The sequence below is a fragment of the Streptomyces sp. ISL-66 genome (genome assembly GCF_018614135.1).
Lineage (GTDB): Bacteria > Actinomycetota > Actinomycetes > Streptomycetales > Streptomycetaceae > Streptomyces.
In genome coordinates, this window is sequence record NZ_JAGGOW010000018.1 from 1 (window position 1) to 19,643 (window position 19,643).

Consider the following 19,643-nt stretch of genomic DNA (forward strand, 5'->3'; position numbering starts at 1 on the left):
GCCCGCGCCCGCGCCGCGTCGGCCGTGCCGCCGGGCCCGGGCGGCCGTCGGTCAGGTCAGCAGGCGGGCGCGCAGCCGGGCCGTGGTCCCGGGGGTGATGCCGACCTGCTCCGTGAGGTAGCCGGAGACGGAGCCGTAACGGGTGGCGAGGTCGGCGAGGGTCAGCCGCAGCACCTCGGCGGGGGCGCGCCCGTAGGCGGGCCAGCGCATGGTGCGGCCGGGGTGGGCCGCGTGCCAGTCGGCCGTCAGCCGGGCGGTGGCCAGCTCGGTCAGCGCGAAGTCCGCGAGGATCTGCTCCTCGTCCACCCCGAGCAGGGTCAGGACGAGCGCGGCGATCAGCCCGGTGCGGTCCTTGCCCGAGGTGCAGTGGAACACCGCCGGTCCCGGGCCCTCGGCGAGCAGCTCGATCGCGGCGCGGATCTCCGCCACCCCGTCCTCGGCCACCTCGGCGAACCGGTCGGCGAGGAAGCACCAGGGGTCGAGGTCCGGGTCGATCTCGGCCTGGTCGTACGGCCGGTGCTCGATGCTGAGGTTGGCGTACGTGAACCGCTCGGGCTCCGGTATCCGGCCCTTGGCTTCGATCTCCCACGGATAGCGCAGGTCGATCACGGTGCGGATGCCGAGGCCGAGGAAGCGGTCCCAGTCCGCGCCGCCCAGCTTGCCGAGCGAGTCCGCCCGGTAGAGCGCGCCCCACGCGACGGCGGCGCCGTCGGCCGTGCGATAGCCCCCGAGATCACGGAAGTTGTGCAGCCGCTCGAACTCGATGTGTCGCGTCGTCATGACTCCGATGATCTTCCAGGGCGGCCGGATCCACCAGCCCCGCCGGGCACGCACGCCCCGTACGGGCTCCGCGGCATCGGCGAGGCACACCGACGCTGTCCCCGACCCCGGCGATCGCCGCCGCGATCCGCGCCGCCACCGGCCTTGTCCTGCGCCGGGTCCCGGTCCGGCCGGAGCACCTCACCGGGACCTGATGGACGCCGAACGAACAAGGACGGCCGGGCCGCCGGGCCCGAGGGCGGTTCACGGTCGGCTGACCCGTACCTGGTAGCTGCCGTTGCGCAGCTCGCCGACGACCGAGACGCTGATGCCGGCCTTCTCGTCGGTGAAGGTCTCGCCGGGCTTGAAGGGCGCGTCCGAGAGCTCGGCGTGGACGTTGGGCCGCCGGGTGCAGCCGCCGCTCGCGCCCGAGCTGTCGGAGACGGCGACGGGCCCGCGTCCGGTGTCCACCTCGGAGTCCACCTTGTATATGAGGACCCCGGGCTTGCAGACGGCCTCGTCGTTCCCCGCCTGGGTGCGCACCTCCACCGCGTAGCCGGCGCTCTCCGAGACGGGGACGAAGGCGAGCTTGGTGCCGCCCTGGACGGCGAGCGGGGACAGGACGTGGTCGCTGATCCCGGATTTCGCGGCGCAGCTGATCTGGGAGCTGTCGAGCCAGCCCAGCTTCCACTTGTGCCAGCCGAGCATGTCGTTGTTGGCGCCCCAGTCCTCGCTCATGATGTCCCAGTGCCCGACCGTGCCGCCGCCGTCGGAGGTGTAGAGGTCGGGCAGGCCGAAGACGTGCCCGTTCTCGTGGGGGAGCACGCGGTAGCCGTTCTCCCGGTAGGCGCCGGAGCCGTCGTCCTGGCGGCTGTAGACGAAGGACGTGTTGGCGAGCGGCACGCCGTCGGCCATCGGGGCCTCGTTGTTGCCCGAGAAGGTGACGGACAGGACCGTGTCGAGGGCGGAGGGGCCGGCGTTCGGCGTGACCAGGATGTTGATCAGGTCGTACCGGGAGAAATCGACCTGGGCGTCGGCGGTCTTCACGATGTGCTCGACGAGCTGCCGGTAGCCCGGCTCGTACGCGGACCCGCGCTCGATCCCGTACGCCGCGAACGGCATCGGCATGCGCAGCCAGTTCCGTATGGGCGCCTCGGACCGGTAGGTCAGTCGCCCGTAGGAACTGGTGCGGAACCAGTCCGAGGTCTGCGGGAAGAACTCCGCCAGCCGGTCGGCCGCCGTGCCCTCGCCCTTGGCATCGGGAAAGTCGATCATCAGGTTCAGGGCCCGGACCTCGCCGGTCGAGCGCGAGTACCCGGGGGCGGTGGGCAGCCCTTCGGACAACTGCACGCCCATCGCGCCGGCGATCCGGCAGGGCGCGAGCGCGGACTCGGCGCTGGTCGCGGCCACCGGCCCGGACGCCGAGTGGCTGCGGGCGGATATGCCGGCGCTGGCGGTCGCGGTGACGCCGAGGGCCAGCGCGGTGATGCCGATGTACGCGCTGGTGCGGCGTGGCTTGCGTATCCGGTGGCGCGTCTGCGGCATGGAGACCGGCCTTCGGGTCCGCGGCAGCCGGCCGGGCCCGGTCTGCGCTCTGTTCGATCACCCTCCGACGCTCCCGGCGCGCCCGCGCGCCGGGAGAGGCCAAACGGGAGCGGCGGGTCCGGGGTGATGTGGTCCAGGTCACACGGGAGGGTGAAATAACCGGGGACTGCTTCCCCGTTTGCACGAGAGTCCCGCCGAAGCGGGGACCCGCTCCCCGTTTCGAGCGGCCGTTCGCGTCAGTCGTGCCAGCCAGGGAGCCCCCGGATGAAGAGCCCCGCCACCACCGCTCCGGCGGCCCTGCCCGTACCCGGGCCGCAGGCCGCCCTCGACCTCGCGGCTCCTTCGCCGACCGGGGCCGGGACCGGGGCGTGCGGCGCGGGCGCGGCCGGGCCCTCGGGCGCGGCGTGCTCCGTGGGCTCCGGCCCCGGTTCCGACCCCGGCTCCGGCTCCGGCGCGGTGCCGAGGCCGCGCGCCGACGCCGTCCGCAATCGGGAGCGCATCCTGACGGCCGCGCGCGAGGCGCTCGTGGAATTCGGCTCGACGGCCCCCCTCGACGAGATCGCCCGCCGGGCCGGCGTCGGCAACGCCACGCTCTACCGGCACTTCCCCGACCGGCCCACGCTCGTCCACCACGTCGTGCTGTTCGTGATGGACCGGGTCACGCTGCTGGCCGAGACGGTGCTGGCCGAGACGGTGCTCGCCGAGACGGTGGCCGCCGACGGCCCGGACGCCTTCGACGCGCTCTGCCGCTTCACGCACGGAGCGGCGGACGAGCGGATCGGCGCCCTGTGCCCCATGCTCTCCGGGGACTTCGATCGGGACCACCCCGAACTGCTCGCCTCCCGTACCGCGTTGGAGGAAGCCGTCGAGGCCCTGGTGGCCGCCGGCCAGTCCTGCGGGCTGCTGCGCACCGACATCGGCGTCGGCGATCTGCTGATCGCCCTGTCCCAGCTCAGCCGCCCCCTCCCCGGCACCGCCTGCTTCGACGTGGACCTCTTCGCCCACCGCCATCTCCAGCTGTTCCTCGACGGTTTGAGGGCCCCGGCCCCCTCCCGGCTCCCGGGTGCGCCGACCACGCTGGCGGACCTGAGACGGAAAACCATGTGACGCCCCGGGTCGCTCCCGCTAGCGTCGTAAACCCGCCTCAAACCTGTTCTTAACCTCCCTTTCAGTCATCTCGCACCACGAAGTGGGTACCCCCATGTCTAAAACAGCCGCGAATCCGCCGCTGTCCGTCGCCGACCCCAGTCGTTGGAAGGCGCTCGTCTTCATCGCGCTGGCGCAGCTGATGGTCGTCCTCGACGCCACCATCGTGAACATCGCCCTGCCGTCCGCCCAGACCGACCTCGGCATCTCGGACGGCAACCGCCAGTGGGTCATCACCGCGTACGCCCTGGCCTTCGGCGGACTGCTCCTCTTCGGCGGCCGCATCGCCGACAAGTGGGGCCGCAAGAACACCTTCATCGTCGGTCTGATCGGATTCGCCCTGGCCTCCGCGCTCGGCGGCGCCGCCCAGGGCGAGGCCATGATGCTGGGGGCCCGCGCCCTGCAGGGCGCCTTCGGCGCACTGCTCGCGCCCGCCGCGCTCTCGCTGCTGGCCGTCACGTTCACCGACGCCAAGGAGCGCGCCAAGGCCTTCGGCATCTACGGTGCGATCGCCGGTGGGGGTGGCGCCGTGGGCCTGATCCTCGGCGGCTTCCTCACCGAGTACCTCAACTGGCGCTGGACGTTCTTCGTCAACATCCCGTTCGCGATCGTCGCCGCCGTCGGCGCCTGGATGATCATCCGTGAGCCGGTCGGCGGCCGTAACCGCGCGCCGCTCGACATCCCCGGCGTGGTCCTGTCCACGACCGGTCTGGTCGCCCTGGTCTACGGGTTCACCCGCGCCGAGTCGGCGGGCTGGTCGGACGGTCTGACCGTCGGCATGTTCGTCGCCTCCGCGCTGCTGCTCGCCTCGTTCGTCTTCGTCGAATCCCGTGTGAAGTCCCCGCTGCTGCCGCTGCGCGTCCTGCTGGAGCGCAACCGGGGCGGTGTCTACCTCTCGCTGGGCCTCGCCGTCATCGCGATGTTCGGCCTGTTCCTCTTCCTCACCTTCTACCTGCAGGTCGTGAAGGGCTTCTCGCCCGTCAAGACCGGCTTCGCCTTCCTCCCGATGATCGCGGGCATGATCCTCGGCTCCACGCAGATCGGCGCCCGCCTGATGACGCGGGTCCCGCCGCGCCTGCTGATGGGCCCCGGCTTCATGGTCGCCGCCGGCGGCATGCTGCTGCTGACGCAGCTCGAGGTCGGCTCCTCCTACCCGGCGCTGATCCTGCCGGCGCAGCTGCTGCTGGGCCTCGGCATGGGTACGGCGTTCATGCCGGCCATGTCCCTGGCCACGTACGGGGTGAACCCGGCGGACGCCGGCGTCGCCTCGGCGATGGTCAACACCTCGCAGCAGGTCGGCGGTGCGATCGGCACCGCCCTGCTGAACACGATCGCCGCCTCCGCGACGACCGCGTACCTGACCGACCACGCGGCCGAGGCCGCGGCGGGCGGCCCGGCGGCGAAGCTGATCCAGGCCCAGGCCATGGTGGAGGGCTACGCCTCGGCGATCTGGTGGGCGGTCGGCATCCTGGTCGCCAGCTCGCTCATCGCCCTCACCCTGATCAACACGGGCCGTCCGGGCGCGGGTGGCGCGGTCGCCGGCTCCGGCTCCGGTTCCGGCGAGGGCGCGGACGCCGAAATGAAGATCCCGGTGATCGCCCACTGACGGGCCGGGCCCCGGTTCCGGGGGTGCGGGAATGACTGATGACCCCGCGTCGTTCAAATTTGAACGACGCGGGGTCGGTCTTTGTCCGGCGGCCCGCCCGAATCCCTGGAGCCCCTGATGACCACCTCGGCCCGGATGCCCGCGCTGTACCTGAGCCACGGAGCGCCGCCCCTGGCGGACGATCCCCTCTGGCCGGCCGAACTGGCCGCCTGGTCCGCGGACCTGCCCCGCCCCCGGGCGATCCTCATGGTCTCCGCCCACTGGGAAGAGGCCCCGCTCGCCCTCGGCGCCACGGAGCCGGTCCCGCTGGTCCACGACTTCTGGGGCTTCCCCGAGCACTATTACCGGGTCCGCTACGACGCCCCGGGCGCCCCCGAGCTGGCGGCGGCCGTACGGGGTCTCCTCAAGGCCCCCGGCACCCCCGTCCAGGACATCCCCGACCGGGGGCTGGACCACGGCGCGTACGTCCCGCTCGTGGAGATGTTCCCGGCGGCCGACATCCCGGTCCTCCAGATATCGATGCCGACGCTGTACCCGCGCCGCCTGATGGAGATCGGCCGCAAGCTCGCCCCGCTGCGCGACGAAGGCGTCCTGATCGTCGGCAGCGGCTTCTTCACCCACAACCTGGCCGCCCTGCGCCACACCGGCCCCGGCGTCCCCGCCTGGTCGGCGGAGTTCGACGCGTGGGGCCACGAGGCCCTGGCGGCCGGCGACCTCGACGCCCTGCTGGACTTCGAGGCCAAGTCCCCGGCGGGCCGCCTGGCCCATCCGCGCACGGAACACTTCGCTCCGCTGTTCGTCACCCTGGGCGCCGCCGAAGCCGAACTCGCCTCGGCCTCCACCCCGGTCTCGGGCTTCTGGATGGGCCTCTCGAAGCGGTCCCTGCAATTCGGCTGACGGAATGGCCTGCTTGTGGCGTATCCGGCGATTCGATCGCAGGTCCAGGCAACCAAGAGCCGGTGCGGACCGTCTTCGGAGGAGGAACCCGGCCGGGGGTGGCGCTGTTCCGAGGCGAAACGGCCGTGCCGCGTGTGACGGCGGTCTCACGGGCGGCGGGTCTCACCCGTCCGCGAGGGCGGCCGGATCGGTCTCCGTCCCGGCCCTGACCTGCACCTCTTCCGGTTCGGGCGGCCTCCCTCCATCTGCTCGGACCCGGGGATGGCGGGGCAGGATACTGCAAGATCTCGAAAAAGAGGGAGCGGCGTGGGAATTCTGTCCCGATTCCAGTCGTTGTTTCCTTCGGAAGCGGGCACTCGGGAGAGTGTCAGGCAGCCGCAGCACCGCGACCGAACTCATCCCAAGGGAGCACGCATGGCAACCCGCGCCGTCGCCCGTCGTCAGTCCAGGAGCAGCGCTCGCGCTGTGGGCGGGGAGATCGCAGACCGCGACCTGGTCGGCATGTACCTGGATGAGATCGCGCGCACCCCGCTGATCGACGCGGCCAAGGAAGTCGAGCTCTCGCAGATCATCGAGGCGGGCGTGTACGCCCGGCAGATCCTCGACGGAGCGATAGAGCGCGAGGGCAAGACCCCCTCCCAGGAGGAGCTGGAAGCGCTGGCCGCCGAGGGCGAGCGCGCCAAGGAAGTCTTCATCCGCTCCAACCTCCGCCTGGTCGTCGCCGTCGCCCGCCGCTACCCGCGCAGCGGCCTGCCCCTCCTCGACCTCATCCAGGAGGGCAATGCCGGCCTGGTGCGCGCGGTCGAGAAGTTCGACTACGCCAAGGGCTTCAAGTTCTCCACGTACGCCACGTGGTGGATCCGCCAGGCCATCACCCGCTCCATAGCCGACCAGTCGCGCACCATCCGCCTCCCCGTCCACCTGGTGGAGGAGCTCGGCCGGATCCGCAGGATCCAGCGCGAGTTCCACCGCGAGAAGGGCCGGGAGCCGGAACACGCCGAGATCGCCGCAGAACTGGACACGACCGAGAAGCGTGTGGGTGACGTCCTGGACTGGGCGCGCGACCCGGTCAGCCTGAACATGTCGGTGGACGAGGACGGCGACACACAATTCGGTGACCTGCTGGAAGACACCTCGGCGGTCTCCCCGGAGCAGTCCGTCCTCTCCCTCCTGCGGAGCGAGGAGCTGGAGGAACTGCTGGGCCAGCTGGACCAGCGGACGGCCTCGATCATCAAGATGCGTTACGGCATCGATGACGGTCGGGAGCGTACCCTGACAGAAGTGGGCAAGCAGCACGGACTGACGCGGGAGCGAATCCGCCAGATCGAGAAGCACGCCCTCCTGGAGCTCAAGCGCATGGCCCGCGACACCGGCTTCGATGCAGTGGCCTGACGCCCCCCATATACGAGCCCCCGGTGCCTATCCCCCCCAGGCGCCGGGGGCTCCCCTTTCTCCCGGGAGACGGCCGCTAGTGCCGCGTCAGGCAACGTTCGCCCCGTCGCGGCGTCCGGCACGCACTCTCGCCGCACCGGCCGAAAGCCCAAGTACGTCCAGTACGAGGGCTTCCGGCCGGCACGCCGAGAGCACGCACCGGACGCCGCTCCTTGACGGGCAAACGTTGCCTGACGCGGCACTAGCAGGGCGCGGCCCCGGCTACGGCCCCGCCGCCTGCGCCAACCGCGCACCAAGCCCCCGCGCGGCGTCCACCAGCGACTCCGGGGCGTGCACACGGAACGGCACCCCCACCAGCGCCAGCCGCGCCACCAGCCACTCCGGCGCGTCCGCCGTCTCGAACCGCACCCGCACCCCGCCCCCACCCTCCGGACCGGCACTCCCCCCGGCCTCGACGCGAGGCGCAGGCGCAGCCTCAGGCCCCGCCCCGGCCCCGCCCTCCGGACCGGCACTCGCCCCGGGCTCGACGCGAGGCGCAGGCGCAGCCTCGGGTCCCGCCCCGGGCCCGGGCTCCACGCGAGGCGCAGCCTCCGGCCCTGCCCCGGCCCCCGCCGCCCGCAGCCACCCCGGCAGCTCGCCCGGTCCGCAGCCGAACCAGACGTCCACCCCGTACGTCTCCCCGCCCCGCAGTCCCCGCCGCACGAACTCCACCGCCTCCATCGGCAGGTCCCGCACCGCGTACCTCGCTCCCGTCGCGCCCGGCTCGCTCATGCGGTCCACCCTGAAGGTCCGCCAGTCCGCGCGCTCCATGTCGTACGCGACGAGGTACCACCGGCTCCCGGTGCTGACCAGCCGGTACGGCTCAACCAGCCGCCGCGACCGCGCCCCGTCGCCCGCCAGGTACGCGAACCGCAGCCGCTCCGAGCCCGCCACCGCCGACGCGATCGCGGTCAGCGTCCGGGGGTCCACGCTCGCCCCGTCCCCCCGGGTCACGGCGACCGTCGCCGACTGCAGCGCGCTCACCCGGTGCCGCAGCCGCCCCGGCAGGACTTGTTCCAGCTTCGCGAGGGCCCGTACCGAGGCTTCCTCGACGCCCTCGATCGCGTGCCCGGCCCCCGCCCGCAGGCCCACCGCGATCGCGACCGTCTCCTCGTCGTCCAAGAGCAGCGGCGGCATCGCCGCGCCCGCCACCAGCCGGTAGCCGCCCTCCGCGCCGAGCGTGGCCTCCACGGGATATCCGAGCTCCCGCAAGCGGTCGATATCGCGCCGGATCGTCCGGGCGCTCACCCGCAGCCGCTCCGCGAGCTCGCTCCCGGGCCATTCGCGCGGCGTCTGGAGCAGGGAGAGGAGGGAGAGCAGGCGGGCCGGGGTGTCGGTCATGGGTTCAAGGCTGCCAGCCAAATAGGACACCATCTGACCTATATGCCGTCTAGGTTTCTCCCCATGAGCACGAAGACGCCCCAGTCATCGCCCGAAGGAAAGAACGGGCCCGTACAAGAAGAGCGGACCGAGACCCCCGCAGAGACCAGCTCGCCCAGCTCGACCGCCGCCCAGGCAACCGCCGGGGCAACCGCCCGGGCCGCGGCCGCTCCCGGCCCGTCCCTCGACCGCCGCCGCTGGCTGGCGCTCGCCATCGTGATGACCGCGGCCTTCATGGACCTCGTCGACGTCACGATCGTCAACATCGCGATACCCCGCATGCGCGAGGACCTCGGTGCCTCCACGAGCGCCATCCAGTGGATCACCGCCGGCTACGCCCTCGCCTTCGCCGCGGGCCTGATCACCGGCGGCCGTCTCGGCGACATCTACGGTCGCAAGCGGCTCTTCCTCCTCGGCATATCCGGCTTCACCGCAGCCTCGCTGCTCTGCGGCCTCGCGCCCAGCCCCGACGTGCTCGTCGCCGCCCGCATCCTCCAGGGCGCGATGGCGGCCATGATGGTCCCGCAGGTGCTCGCGATCATCCACGTCACCTTCCCGCCGCACGAGCGCGGCAAGGTCTTCGGCATGTTCGGCGCGATCGTCGGCCTCGGGGCGGTCTCCGGCCCGATGCTCGGCGCGCTGCTCACCGAGTGGAACATCCTCGGTCTCGAATGGCGTCCGATCTTCCTGATCAACCTGCCCGTCGGCATCGCCGGCGTGCTCCTGGGCCGCAAGTTCATCTCCGAGTCCAAGGCCCCCACGGCCCTGCGTCTGGACCTGGTCGGCGTCGTGCTCGCCACCCTCGCCCTGGTCATGCTGATCTTCCCGCTCACCCACGGCCGCGAGAACGACTGGCCGGTGTGGGGCTTCGTCTGCATGATCGCCTCGCCCTTCATGTTCGGCGGTTTCATCGCCTACGAGAAGTACAAGACGCGCAAGGACGGCTCCCCGCTCGTCGAGCTCTCCCTCTTCAAGGTCAAGAGCTTCGCGGGCGGCATCGCGGTCCAGCTGACCTTCGGCATCGCGACCGGCATCTTCTTCCTGGTCTGGACGCTCTACATGCAGATGGGCCTCGGCTGGAGCGCCCTGAAGGCCGGCGCCACCGGCATTCCGTTCTCCCTCGCCGTCTCGGCGGCCGCGGGCATGTCCGTGCAGAAGCTCGTACCGCGCTTCGGCCGCAAGGTGCTGCAGGGCGGCGCGCTGGTGATGGCCGTGGGCGTGCTGCTCTACATCTGGGAGTCGCGGCACTACGGCATGGAGATCTCCTCCTGGCAGATGGCGGCCCCGCTGGTCGTCATGGGCCTGGGCATGGGCCTGATCGTCGCGCCGCTGACCGACACCGTGCTGTCCGAGGTGCCGCGTGAGCACGCCGGCTCGGCGTCCGGCCTGATCAACACCACCGGCCAGATGGGCAACGCGCTGGGCCTCGGCCTCACCTCCGTAGTCTTCTTCGGACTGATCGACGACGACATGGTCTTCGGGCCGCCGTACGTCGAGGCCTTCCGCAGCGCCCTGTGGTGGGTCGTCGCCGTCCTGGCCGTGATCTTCGCGGTGATGTTCGTGCTGCCGCGCAAGGCGGTGCCGATGGAGCAGCGCGAGGGCGGTGCGGAGCACTCCGCCGAGCACTCCGGTGAGCCGGCCGCAGCTGCGGAGAAGCTCCCGGTCGGGTAGCCGCCGCCCTCGTAACGCGGAAGACGACGACGGGCATGTCCGCTTTTGTTGGCGGGCATGCCCGTTTCTTTTGTTTTTGGGTCCAAACGGGCGTAGGCTACGGCTCAATCCACAGAGTCGGGCATCGAACGGATCTGAAACCACATGTACGCACCGGAGCGCCAGCAGGAGATCCTCCGCCTCGCCCGCGAGGGGGGCCGGGTCGACGTCCTGTCCCTGGCCGAGCAGTTCCAGGTCACGGCCGAGACCGTCCGCCGCGACCTCAAGGCCCTGGACCGGGCCGGCCTCGTACGCCGGGTGCACGGCGGCGCCATACCGGCCGGACGCCTCGACTTCGAGCCGGACCTCACCGAGCGCGAGGCCACCGCCGCCGACGAGAAGGACCGCATCGCGGCCGCCGCCCTCGCCGAGCTCCCCGAAGGTGGCAGCATCGTCCTCGACGCCGGCAGCACGGTGGCCCGCCTCGCGGCCGCCATCCCCGTGGACATCGCGCTCACCGTGGTCACGCACGCGCTGCCCGTCGCCGCCCGGCTCGCCGACCACACCGGCATCGACCTCCACCTCGTCGGCGGCCGCGTCCGCCACCGCACCCGCGCCGCCGTCGACGCGTGGGCGCTGCGCGCGTACGCCGAGATCCGCGCCGACGTGCTCTTCCTGGCCACCAACGGCTTCACGGCGGACGGCGGTCTGACCACGCCCGACCTCGCCGAGGCCGCCGTCAAGCGGGCCGCGATGGCCGCCGCCCGCCGCGTCGTCCTCCTCGCCGACTCGGCGAAGGCGGGCCAGGAGCACTTCGCCCGCTTCGGCTCCTTCGAGGGCGTCGACCTGCTCATCACGGACTCGGGGCTCGACCCCGCCCAGAAGGCGGCGATCGAGGCCGCCGGTACGGAAGTTGTGCTCGTATGATCCTCACCGTCACCCCCAACCCCTCCCTCGACCGGACCTACGAGGTCGGCTCGCTGGACCGCGGCGAGGTGCTCCGCGCCACCGGCGACCGGGTCGACCCCGGGGGCAAGGGCGTCAACGTCTCCCGCGCGGTGGCCGCCGCGGGCGTCCGTACGACGGCGGTCCTGCCGCTCGGCGGCGCGCCGGGCACGCTGATCGCCGAACTCCTCGGCGCGCAGGGCGTGGACGTCACGGTGGTCCGGATCGCCGGCCAGACCCGCTCCAACATCTCCCTCGCCGAACCGGACGGCACCCTCACCAAGATCAACGCGACCGGTCCGGAAGTGACGCCGGAGGAGTCCGCGCTCCTCCTGGAGACGGTCCGCACCTGCTCGGGCGGCGCCGCCTGGATCGCCTGCTGCGGCAGCCTCCCGCGCGGCCTGCGCCCCGAGTGGTACGCCGAACTCGTCACCCGCGCCCACGCGGCCGGCGCCCGGATCGCCCTGGACACCTCCGGCCCGGCGCTGCTCGCGGCGCTGCCGGCCCGCCCCGACGTGATCAAGCCGAACGCCTCGGAGCTCGCGGCCGCGGTGGGGCGCCCCCTGGCCACCCTCGGCGACGTGGTCAAGGCGGCGGAGGAGCTGCGCTCGCTGGGCGCGAGGGCGGTCCTGGCCTCCCTCGGCGCGGACGGCCAGCTCCTGGTCTCCGAGGAGGGCACCTACTACGGCACGGCGGCCGTCTCCTCGGTCCGCAGCAACGTCGGCGCGGGCGACGCCTCCCTCGCCGGCTTCCTGATCGCGGGCGGTACGGGGGCCCCTGCCCTCGCCTCCGCCCTGGCCCACGGCGCGGCCGCGGTCCAGCTCCCCGGCAGCGCGATGCCGTCCCCCGCGGACCTGCGTCCCGACGCGGTCCGCATCACCCAGGACCTGCCCCGGGACCTCCCTCTGTCCGAAATGAGCGACGAGCGATGAGCGAGATGATCACCCCCGAACTGGTCGACCTCGGCCTGTCCGCCGATTCGAAGGAGGAGGCGGCACGCGCCCTGGCCGAACGGATGGTGACGCTGGGCCGGGTCACGGACCTGGACGGCTTCCTGGCGGACGTGGCGGCGCGCGAGGCGCAGATGCCGACCGGCCTGGAAGGCGGGATAGGCATCCCGCACTGCCGCAGCGCCCACGTCAGCGCCCCCACCCTGGCCTTCGGCCGCTCGGCCGCCGGCGTGGACTTCGGCGCCCCGGACGGCCCGGCGGACCTGATCTTCCTGATCGCGGCCCCGTCCGGCGCGGACGACGCCCACCTGTCGATCCTGTCCTCCCTGGCCCGCCGCCTGATGCGCCCCGACTTCGTCGAAGCCCTCCGCTCGGCGACCACCCCGGCCGAGGCCGCGGCCCTGGTCGCGGGCGAGCCCACCACCGGGGCGAATGCGGCCGCGCCGGCGTTCGAGGCGAAGGAGTCCGGGGCGAAGGAGTCCGAGGCGAAGGAGTCCCGGGGCGAAGCCCCCGACGGGCCCGGGCGGAGCCCGGTTCCGGACAGGGGCGAGGCGGGGGAGAGCCCCACAGGGCGGCACCCGTTCCGGATCGTCGCCGTCACGTCCTGCCCCACGGGGATCGCGCACACGTACATGGCCGCCGAGTCCCTCCAACGGGCCGCCGCCGAGGCCGGGATCGACATCCAGATCGAGACCCAGGGCTCCGCCGGCTTCACCAAGCTCACCCCCGAAGCCATCGCGGCCGCCGACGCGGTCATCTTCGCCCACGACGTCCCGGTCAGGGACCGGGCCCGCTTCGCGGGAAAGCCCACCGTCGACGCGGGCGTCAAGGCCGGCATCAACCGCCCCGCCGAACTCCTGCGCGAAGCCCGTGACAAGGCGGACCGCGGGGAGGCCGGGGACTACGCCCCGCTCCTGACGCGTTTCGGTGAGAATGTCAGCGGACGACGGGGCCCTGACCAGCCCGCCAATCGTTGAGCCGCTTACGGATGCTCGGCACCATGGGAAGCCCGTCGATGGCTTCCGGAGCGAGCCACGCCACTTCGAACGACTCGTCCGACGTGCGCAGACTTCCGCCGGTGGGGCGGGCGAGAAGGCAGATTGAGAACTCCTGCCGTACCTCGCCGTCGTCGTAGGCGAAGACGTGGCCCGGGTCGGTGTACGTTCCGACGATCCCGGTGACTTCAACCGCAATCCCCGTCTCCTCGAACGTCTCCCGGACGGCGCAGTCTCCCAGAGACTCGCCAAGCTCCATCTTGCCGCCGGGAAGGGCCCACATTCCGTTGTCGGTGCGTCGCTGCAAGAGAACACGGCCGCTTTCGTCCACGACGACGGCCGAAGCGGCGGGGACAAGACTGTTTGCTTTGGGGGCTTGGGGGTCGTCCTCGTAGTCACGCCTGGACATCTTGGCCTGCCTCCCGAATATCGCGTCCTCGGCTCCACAGCTCCTCTACGTGAGCTGCGAAGCGGTCGAACATGCCGTCTGCCTGGCTGCGTCGTAGGTGCATCAGCGGGGAATCGTGCCCGACTTTGCGGGCCAGGATCGGTGTCACGATCATCTCGTCGTCGAATCGGAAGACGGACAGGTTGACGTGCCCGATCTCGAAGCGGCCCTCGACGTTGGTGACATCACGCAGCTTCTCCAACTCGTTCAACGTCACGGCGATCCGGGTCGAGAGCGTCAGCGGCACGGCTTCCTCGGCTTCCCGCGCGGCAGTGACTGGACTGGCCGGGTCGCCGATCAGGAACCGAACTCGACATCCGCTCTGAGCCTTACGGCGTAGCGCGCCGGCCAGGTTGGCTTGCTCCAGCCACAGGAAGTAGTTGGTGTACCCGGCGAACACCAACTCGTGCTGTGCCTTGGTCACGAGGGAGCGCCACAGGCTTGACGGTGCCGCCGATCGGTAGGGGAAGACCTGGACGATCTCCCGATCTGGCCCCGTTGCTAGTGCTGAGCGGATGGCGTTGGGCCACAAGGCTGTTTCCTCCTCGCCTAATGCCTCGCAGGCTGCACAGCGGTGGGCAGAGCCTTCCGGGCTGAGATTCGCTTTGAGCCGCTGCGAGAGGAGACCAGTAATGCGAAGTCCGCTGCATGCGTTCGGTGCTCTCACGGGGTGGTTGCTGTGATTCAGCGACTCGGTGGCGAGGAGCCGCGTGCGCTGATGACGATGCGCGTCTCTCGGGACAACGGTCGAACCTATGGGCGGGAGACCGTGGTGCGTGAGGGTGACCCGGTGGCGCTCCTCTACGACCCCGGCCGGTATCCGCCCTGTGAGTGCGCGCAGTGTGCGGGTCGACGGACGCTGTCGGCTCGTTCCCTTCGCCCGGCAGCTGTCCGCCCAGGGGCGGCGTAGTGCATGGCTCAGGTCGTTGGTTTCCGCGCCGGTTCGGTCGGTTCGCCGGCCCCCTGTACGTGGCTCTGATCGTCGGCTCGCTGGGCTTGTACACCGCTGGCGTCTTCGTCATGGCCTAGGGGCTTCTCGGCTCGCCCGACTCCAGTCTTCCCGCCGGGGTTTCCGGTGGGATTTCCCCAGAGAAAGGAAAGTTCGATGGTGGAGGAGAACCAGGGTTCCGTTGCCCCCGAGGGGGGTGGCCTGCTCGTCGCGAAGCGGAAGATCGTGGCCGCTCGCACCCGTACCGAGCAGGAGTCTGATGTCAGTGGCGGTCGCTCCGACGGCAACGACTAGCGGGGCTGCCCACGATGCTTGATTCCGCCTCGTGGGCGGGGCGTCTGGGCGGGGACACGTTCCTCGCCCGGACGTACCACCGCTCCTACGCGCACTTTCCCGGTATCACCGACACGGCGGGCCTGTTCTCCTGGGACGACCTGAACCGGATCATTGCCACCCAACGTCTGGAGCCACCTCGGCTGCGGTTGTCGGTGGATGGCGAGATGGTCCCCGTGCACCGGTACGCGGTGCCGACGACGAACCGTCGCGCGGTGACCTGGTCCCGCATCCAGCCGGCCGAACTGCATTCCCAGCTCAAGGACGGTGCCTCACTCGTCCTGGACTCGGTCGAGAAGATCCATCCGCCCGTGGGGGCGGCTGCTGAGGGCCTGGAACGCTTCTTGGGTACCTCGGTGCAGGTCAACGCCTATGCCTCTTGGACGGAGCGGGAGGGCTTCGGGCTCCACTGGGATGACCACGATGTCGTGGTGGTCCAGGTGCACGGCTCCAAACGGTGGCGGCTCTACGGGGCCACCCGTGAAGCTCCGACGTTCCGCGATGTGGAGACCCCGGAGAAGCCCGAGGGCGACCCCGTGGCGGATGTTGTCTTGGCGCCGGGTGACGTGCTCTACCTGCCGCGTGGCTGGTGGCACGCGGTCACCGCCGACCAGGGCACGGAGTCCTTGCACTTGACCTTCGGCCTGGTCTCCCACACGGGCGCGGACCTCCTCCACTGGGTCGTGGACCAGCTCCGATCCGGCCTCGCGCTGCGCAGAGACATTCCGCGGTTCTCCTCGCTGCCGGATCAGTCGGACTTCCTCGCGGAACTGCGCCGGGAACTGCTGGATGAGCTGGCAGACCCCCGCCTGGTGGAGCGCTGGGCGGAGTCGGACGACACCACTCCCCGCGGGCATGCAATGCCTTCCCTGCCCTACGTGGACGGACTGCCCCCGCGCCCGGAGATCGCCGTGCGGCTGACCGCCCCACGGGGCCGTGTCGTGGCGAATACGGGGCACAGCACGGTCACCTTCTCGGCGGCCGGAACGGCATGGGACTTCACCGACGCCGCCGCGCCGGCCCTTCGCCTGCTGCTGCTCGGCCAAGCGGCCACCCTGGGCGACCTTGCGCACTGCGCTGGCCTCGAAGTGAAAGACGTGGCCGCTCTGGTCTCGGTCCTCATCGAGGGCCAGGCCGTCGCTGTCGTGGGGACTGCCCTGTGACGGCGGCCCTGGCTCTTGGGACGTACCGGGTCCGGGACGTGACCGAGGCGGCTCGTCAGGCTCTGCGGGCCGGAACACCGTGGATCGACACCGCACCCAACTACGCCCACGGGAAGGCGCAACACCACCTCGGACCGGTCCTGAGGGAGCATCCGGGGGCAACCAGGGTGGCGACCAAAGCGGGCTTCTTCACCCGCAGTCAGGCCCGTACCGCGCTGGCCCTGGACGTCCTTTCCGAAGGAGACGCCACCGCCGGACACAGCCTCGACCCCCGGTTCATCTGCCATCAGGTCGAAGAGGCAGTAACCCAACTCGGCAGGGTGGAGCTGCTGTTCGTGCACAATCCTGAGCGAGCCATACAGAGCGGTGACAGGGCGGTGATGCACTGGCGCCTCCGTGAGGCGTTCAGCGTCTTGGAGGGGCTGGTGCAGCTCCGCCGGATCGGCGGCTACGGGGTGGCCACCTGGTCGGGCCTGCGGGAAGGAGCGTTCAGCATTCCTGAACTGGTGGCGCTCGCCCGGGAAGCGGCGGGCTCCGAAGCGCACCACCTGATCGGCCTACAGATGCCGGTGAGCCTGGTCATGGATGCGCCGATCACGCAGGCCCTCAACGGTGGCGGCCCCCTGGTCCAGGCGCAGGACGCCGGGATGATCACCTTCGGCTCCGCGCCCCTGCACGGCGGCGACCTCCTCGACGCCATGACACCGGAGCTGGTGGACTTGATCCGCCCCGGCCTCACGCCCGGCGCCGCCGGCCTCTTGGCCGCTGCCTCCTGCCCGGCCCTGGACGTCGTGCTCACGTCGTCCAGCAGCCGCGACCACTGGGACGATGCAGCAAAGGCCCTGGCCACGCCCCTCACCCCCGAACACCTCAGGAGAGTGACCGATGAACTTGGCACCGGATGAGGCCACACAAACGCTGATGACGGCCGCCCACGAGCGCGCAGCCAAGGCGGTCGGCCTGGTCTGCTCGGGACCCCTGGCCTGGGGCTTCGCAGGCTTCACCCTGGGCCGCCGCTCGGGTCCCTACTGGCTGCGCGTCAGCCGGAGTCTGGTGAAGAACGCGGGACGCAAACACGGGCAAGGAATCGTCGGGGCTGACGCCCTGGTGCCGCGCGACGTACCGCGTCCGGCCGTTCACGGAACATATGACTGGAGCCAAGGCGAGTACGCCTTCGAAGCTGAAGTCTTGGACCTGGTGCCGCACCCCGTCGTCTCTCCTCGGAGTCCGGAGCTGGTCCGTAACCCTGCCCTGCCTGACGAGTGGTGGGGCGTGCTGCGCCGCTCCCTCGACCGCCTGGCGGAAGTGGAAGGGTCCAAGAACACGGTGCGGTATGACTGGATCGAGCGGGCCTTCCCCCAGTTCCTCGGCATCCCCGCGCCGGACAAGGTCGAGCGCGTCACCGGACACGGTGACCTCCACTGGGGCAACGTCACAGGAATGCCACTGACCTTGTTGGACTGGGAGCGTTGGGGCCGCGTGCCAGTGGGCTATGACCCGGGTCTCCTGCATGCGTACAGCCTCCGCGTCCCGCTCGTCGCCAACCGCCTCCGCGTCCAGTTCGGGAACATCCTCGACACCCCCGCCGGCCGCATCGGCGAACTGGCCGCACTCGCGGAAATGCTCCAGGCCGTCGCGCGCGGCTTCTACCCCAAGCTCGCACCGCTCCTCCTCGACCGCGCCCAAGAGCTGACCGGCATCCGGCCGCCTGTCTCGGCGCCTGCGGAGATCACGACCTGACACCTGCACCGCCCTCTCCACGCCCCGGCACCCCTCCCCAGTGCCGGGGCCGTCGTGCGTCAACCCCGGTCCATAGATTGACCGTTACGAATCTCGACCCGTCACATTGCCCACGCCGGTGGCCGGAGCGGCTTTGGCCGGTGTCCTGTTCGGGTTGGGGTCGGGCATGTTCAGGGGGCCTATACCTACAACCTCGTGCGCGCCGGACTCTCCGGCGGCAAGAACGTCGCCGAGAGTGTCCGCACGCACCCCCGCCTGTTCGTCACCCTCACGGCCCCCTCCTTCGGCCCGGTCCACAACCGACCCACCGGCGGCGGCAAGCCCCGGCCCTGCCGCTGCGGCCAGCACCACAGCGAGGATGCCGCCGTACTCGGCACGCCTCTGAACCCCCGCGCGTACGACTACGCGGGCGCGGTCCTGTGGAATGCCCACGCAGGGGCCCTGTGGTCCCGTTTCACGACCTATGTGCGCCGTGAACTGGCCCAGCACCTGCGCATGACCCAGAAGGCGCTGAACGTGTCCGTGCGGGTTTCCTTCGCGAAGGTCGCGGAGTACCAGAAGCGGGGCCTGGCCCACTTCCACGCGGTCGTCCGCCTAGACGGCCCCGACGGCCACACCAGCCCTCCGCCGGCCTTCGCCACGGCGAAAGCGCTGACCGAAGTGGTCCACCGGGCCCGTGACCGCGTCGTCCTCACCCTCAACTCCGACGCCGTCGGTGACCGCATCATCCGATGGGGCGCCGAGATCGACGTCCGCGAGATCACCGCCCTGGGGGACGGGGAACTCACTGACCAGAGGGTGGCGTCCTACGTCGCCAAGTACGCCACGAAGAGCGCGGAAGGCTCCGGCACCGTTGATCGCTCCCTCGTCTGCGCGCCCTGCTCGGGGCGAGGCATGGTCGGCGACCGCGTGCGGGACCTGTGCCCCCACTGCGGTGGCACCGGCCGCGCCGCATCCTTCGCGGACCTCCGCGTCCAGACCCACGTCCGGACGATGATCCGCACCGCCTGGACCCTCGGCGGCATGCCCGAATTCGCGCACCTCAAGCTCACCAAGTGGGCGCACATGCTCGGCTTCCGGGGCCACTTCTCCACCAAGTCCCGCGCCTACTCAACCACCCTGGCGCACTGCGCGACGTACGCCGAGGGTGGCGCATCGCCCAAGCTGAAGCCGCCCGCGAACGCGCAGGACACCAGGCCCCGGCCGCTGACTCGGTCCTCGTCACCGAATCCTCCTGGGCCTTCCTCACCACCGGCTACCGCCCCGGCGAAGAACTCCTCGCCAACCAGACACGCCACGAAATCAACCGCGCTCGCGAGGACAAGGAACGAGTCAAGACCGAAGGGGAGGTGTGGACGTGACGCTCGTCGCCGTGGAATCTGTACCGTCCACCTCCTCCGACGGCGATGCGGTCGCGCTGCGCATAGAAGGATGGGCTGCCGCCAGGGTCATTGCATGAAAGCGATCGGTCTGGTTCGCCTGTCTCGTCCGTGACGTGGCGTCATGTCCCGTTCCGGGTGGGGAAGCAGGGCAGGCACGGTGCCGGTGAGCATGTGAGTGTCTACGTCCCATGAGCACCGAGCGAGCCCGTGCCTGCCTCTGTATCTTCCTCCATGCCCGTCGCGTTGGAGCACCTGGCCCGCACCGAAGGTGCAGCTCCGCTCGCCGACGCCGTCTGCCTGCGCTTATACCTCGACCAGGTGCCC

At 71.0% G+C, this 19,643-nt stretch carries 17 protein-coding genes and 1 pseudogene; 13 read left to right on the forward strand and 5 right to left on the reverse strand.

Features of this window, described 5'->3' with window-relative positions; all coding sequences use genetic code 11:
* Positions 1-51: 51 nt before the first annotated feature.
* Both J7E97_RS04005 and J7E97_RS04010 read right to left on the reverse strand, forming a co-directional pair.
* Positions 52-780 carry a tyrosine-protein phosphatase gene (locus J7E97_RS04005; protein ID WP_215022323.1) on the reverse strand — a complete coding sequence of 243 codons (729 nt, stop codon included), beginning with the start codon at positions 778-780 and terminating at the stop codon, positions 52-54.
* A 243-nt stretch (positions 781-1,023) separates the two neighbouring features.
* The gene (locus tag J7E97_RS04010) at positions 1,024-2,304 is read right to left on the reverse strand and encodes a M6 family metalloprotease domain-containing protein (RefSeq protein WP_215022325.1); all 1,281 of its coding nucleotides are present in this window, start codon (positions 2,302-2,304) and stop codon (positions 1,024-1,026) included.
* A gap of 264 nt (positions 2,305-2,568) precedes the next feature.
* Here J7E97_RS04010 and J7E97_RS04015 point away from each other — a divergent pair, with 264 nt between their 5' ends.
* The 4 genes from J7E97_RS04015 (at position 2,569) to J7E97_RS04030 (ending at position 7,345) form a co-directional block, all read left to right on the forward strand.
* Positions 2,569-3,411, forward strand: a complete 843-nt coding sequence (locus J7E97_RS04015) for a TetR/AcrR family transcriptional regulator (RefSeq protein WP_215022327.1) — start codon at positions 2,569-2,571, stop codon at positions 3,409-3,411.
* A 94-nt stretch (positions 3,412-3,505) separates the two neighbouring features.
* Positions 3,506-5,056 (forward strand): MFS transporter, encoded by a 1,551-nt coding sequence (locus J7E97_RS04020; RefSeq protein WP_215022329.1) that lies wholly within the window; start codon positions 3,506-3,508, stop codon positions 5,054-5,056.
* A 117-nt stretch (positions 5,057-5,173) separates the two neighbouring features.
* The gene (locus J7E97_RS04025) at positions 5,174-5,953 is read left to right on the forward strand and encodes a dioxygenase (protein WP_215022331.1); all 780 of its coding nucleotides are present in this window, start codon (positions 5,174-5,176) and stop codon (positions 5,951-5,953) included.
* Positions 5,954-6,367: 414 nt separating this feature from the next.
* On the forward strand, positions 6,368-7,345 hold the full coding sequence (locus J7E97_RS04030; RefSeq protein WP_215022333.1) for a sigma-70 family RNA polymerase sigma factor: 978 nt from the start codon (positions 6,368-6,370) through the stop codon (positions 7,343-7,345).
* Between the two features lie 261 nt (positions 7,346-7,606).
* Here J7E97_RS04030 and J7E97_RS04035 read toward each other — a convergent pair whose 3' ends face one another.
* A complete protein-coding gene (locus tag J7E97_RS04035) occupies positions 7,607-8,725 on the reverse strand; it encodes a YafY family protein (protein ID WP_215022336.1) in 1,119 nt (372 codons plus the stop codon).
* A gap of 258 nt (positions 8,726-8,983) precedes the next feature.
* Here J7E97_RS04035 and J7E97_RS04040 point away from each other — a divergent pair, with 258 nt between their 5' ends.
* The 4 genes and pseudogenes from J7E97_RS04040 to J7E97_RS04055 all read left to right on the forward strand — a co-directional run.
* Positions 8,984-10,435: an MFS transporter gene (locus tag J7E97_RS04040; protein ID WP_374224107.1), complete on the forward strand. Its 1,452-nt coding sequence runs from the start codon at positions 8,984-8,986 to the stop codon at positions 10,433-10,435.
* A gap of 144 nt (positions 10,436-10,579) precedes the next feature.
* Positions 10,580-11,341 carry a DeoR/GlpR family DNA-binding transcription regulator gene (locus J7E97_RS04045; protein WP_215022340.1) on the forward strand — a complete coding sequence of 254 codons (762 nt, stop codon included), beginning with the start codon at positions 10,580-10,582 and terminating at the stop codon, positions 11,339-11,341.
* The gene (pfkB, locus tag J7E97_RS04050) at positions 11,338-12,291 is read left to right on the forward strand and encodes a 1-phosphofructokinase (RefSeq protein WP_215022342.1); all 954 of its coding nucleotides are present in this window, start codon (positions 11,338-11,340) and stop codon (positions 12,289-12,291) included. Before J7E97_RS04045 ends, pfkB begins: the two co-directional genes overlap by 4 nt.
* A pseudogene (locus J7E97_RS04055) lies at positions 12,288-13,205 on the forward strand (fructose PTS transporter subunit IIA); the annotation flags it as partial. The gene pfkB and the pseudogene J7E97_RS04055, both read left to right, overlap by 4 nt.
* Before the next feature lie 40 nt (positions 13,206-13,245).
* Here J7E97_RS04055 and J7E97_RS04060 read toward each other — a convergent pair.
* Positions 13,246-13,713, reverse strand: coding sequence for an NUDIX hydrolase (locus J7E97_RS04060; protein ID WP_215022345.1), 468 nt, complete (start codon positions 13,711-13,713; stop codon positions 13,246-13,248).
* The gene (locus tag J7E97_RS04065) at positions 13,700-14,176 is read right to left on the reverse strand and encodes a DUF5919 domain-containing protein (RefSeq protein WP_215022347.1); all 477 of its coding nucleotides are present in this window, start codon (positions 14,174-14,176) and stop codon (positions 13,700-13,702) included. The genes J7E97_RS04060 and J7E97_RS04065 overlap by 14 nt, the downstream gene beginning before the upstream one ends.
* A 681-nt stretch (positions 14,177-14,857) precedes the next feature.
* Here J7E97_RS04065 and J7E97_RS04070 point away from each other — a divergent pair.
* The 5 genes from J7E97_RS04070 (at position 14,858) to J7E97_RS35525 (ending at position 19,431) form a co-directional block, all read left to right on the forward strand.
* Positions 14,858-14,995 (forward strand): hypothetical protein, encoded by a 138-nt coding sequence (locus tag J7E97_RS04070; protein WP_214348540.1) that lies wholly within the window; start codon positions 14,858-14,860, stop codon positions 14,993-14,995.
* A 14-nt stretch (positions 14,996-15,009) separates the two neighbouring features.
* Complete coding sequence (locus J7E97_RS04075; RefSeq protein ID WP_215022349.1) at positions 15,010-16,197, forward strand: JmjC domain-containing protein; 1,188 nt, start codon at positions 15,010-15,012, stop codon at positions 16,195-16,197.
* 38 nt (positions 16,198-16,235) lie between these two features.
* The gene (locus J7E97_RS04080) at positions 16,236-17,102 is read left to right on the forward strand and encodes an aldo/keto reductase (RefSeq protein ID WP_308346331.1); all 867 of its coding nucleotides are present in this window, start codon (positions 16,236-16,238) and stop codon (positions 17,100-17,102) included.
* Positions 17,083-17,937, forward strand: coding sequence for a hypothetical protein (locus tag J7E97_RS04085; protein ID WP_215022353.1), 855 nt, complete (start codon positions 17,083-17,085; stop codon positions 17,935-17,937). Before J7E97_RS04080 ends, J7E97_RS04085 begins: the two co-directional genes overlap by 20 nt.
* A 195-nt stretch (positions 17,938-18,132) precedes the next feature.
* Positions 18,133-19,431 (forward strand): replication initiator, encoded by a 1,299-nt coding sequence (locus J7E97_RS35525; RefSeq protein ID WP_374224106.1) that lies wholly within the window; start codon positions 18,133-18,135, stop codon positions 19,429-19,431.
* Positions 19,432-19,643 lie beyond the last annotated feature (212 nt).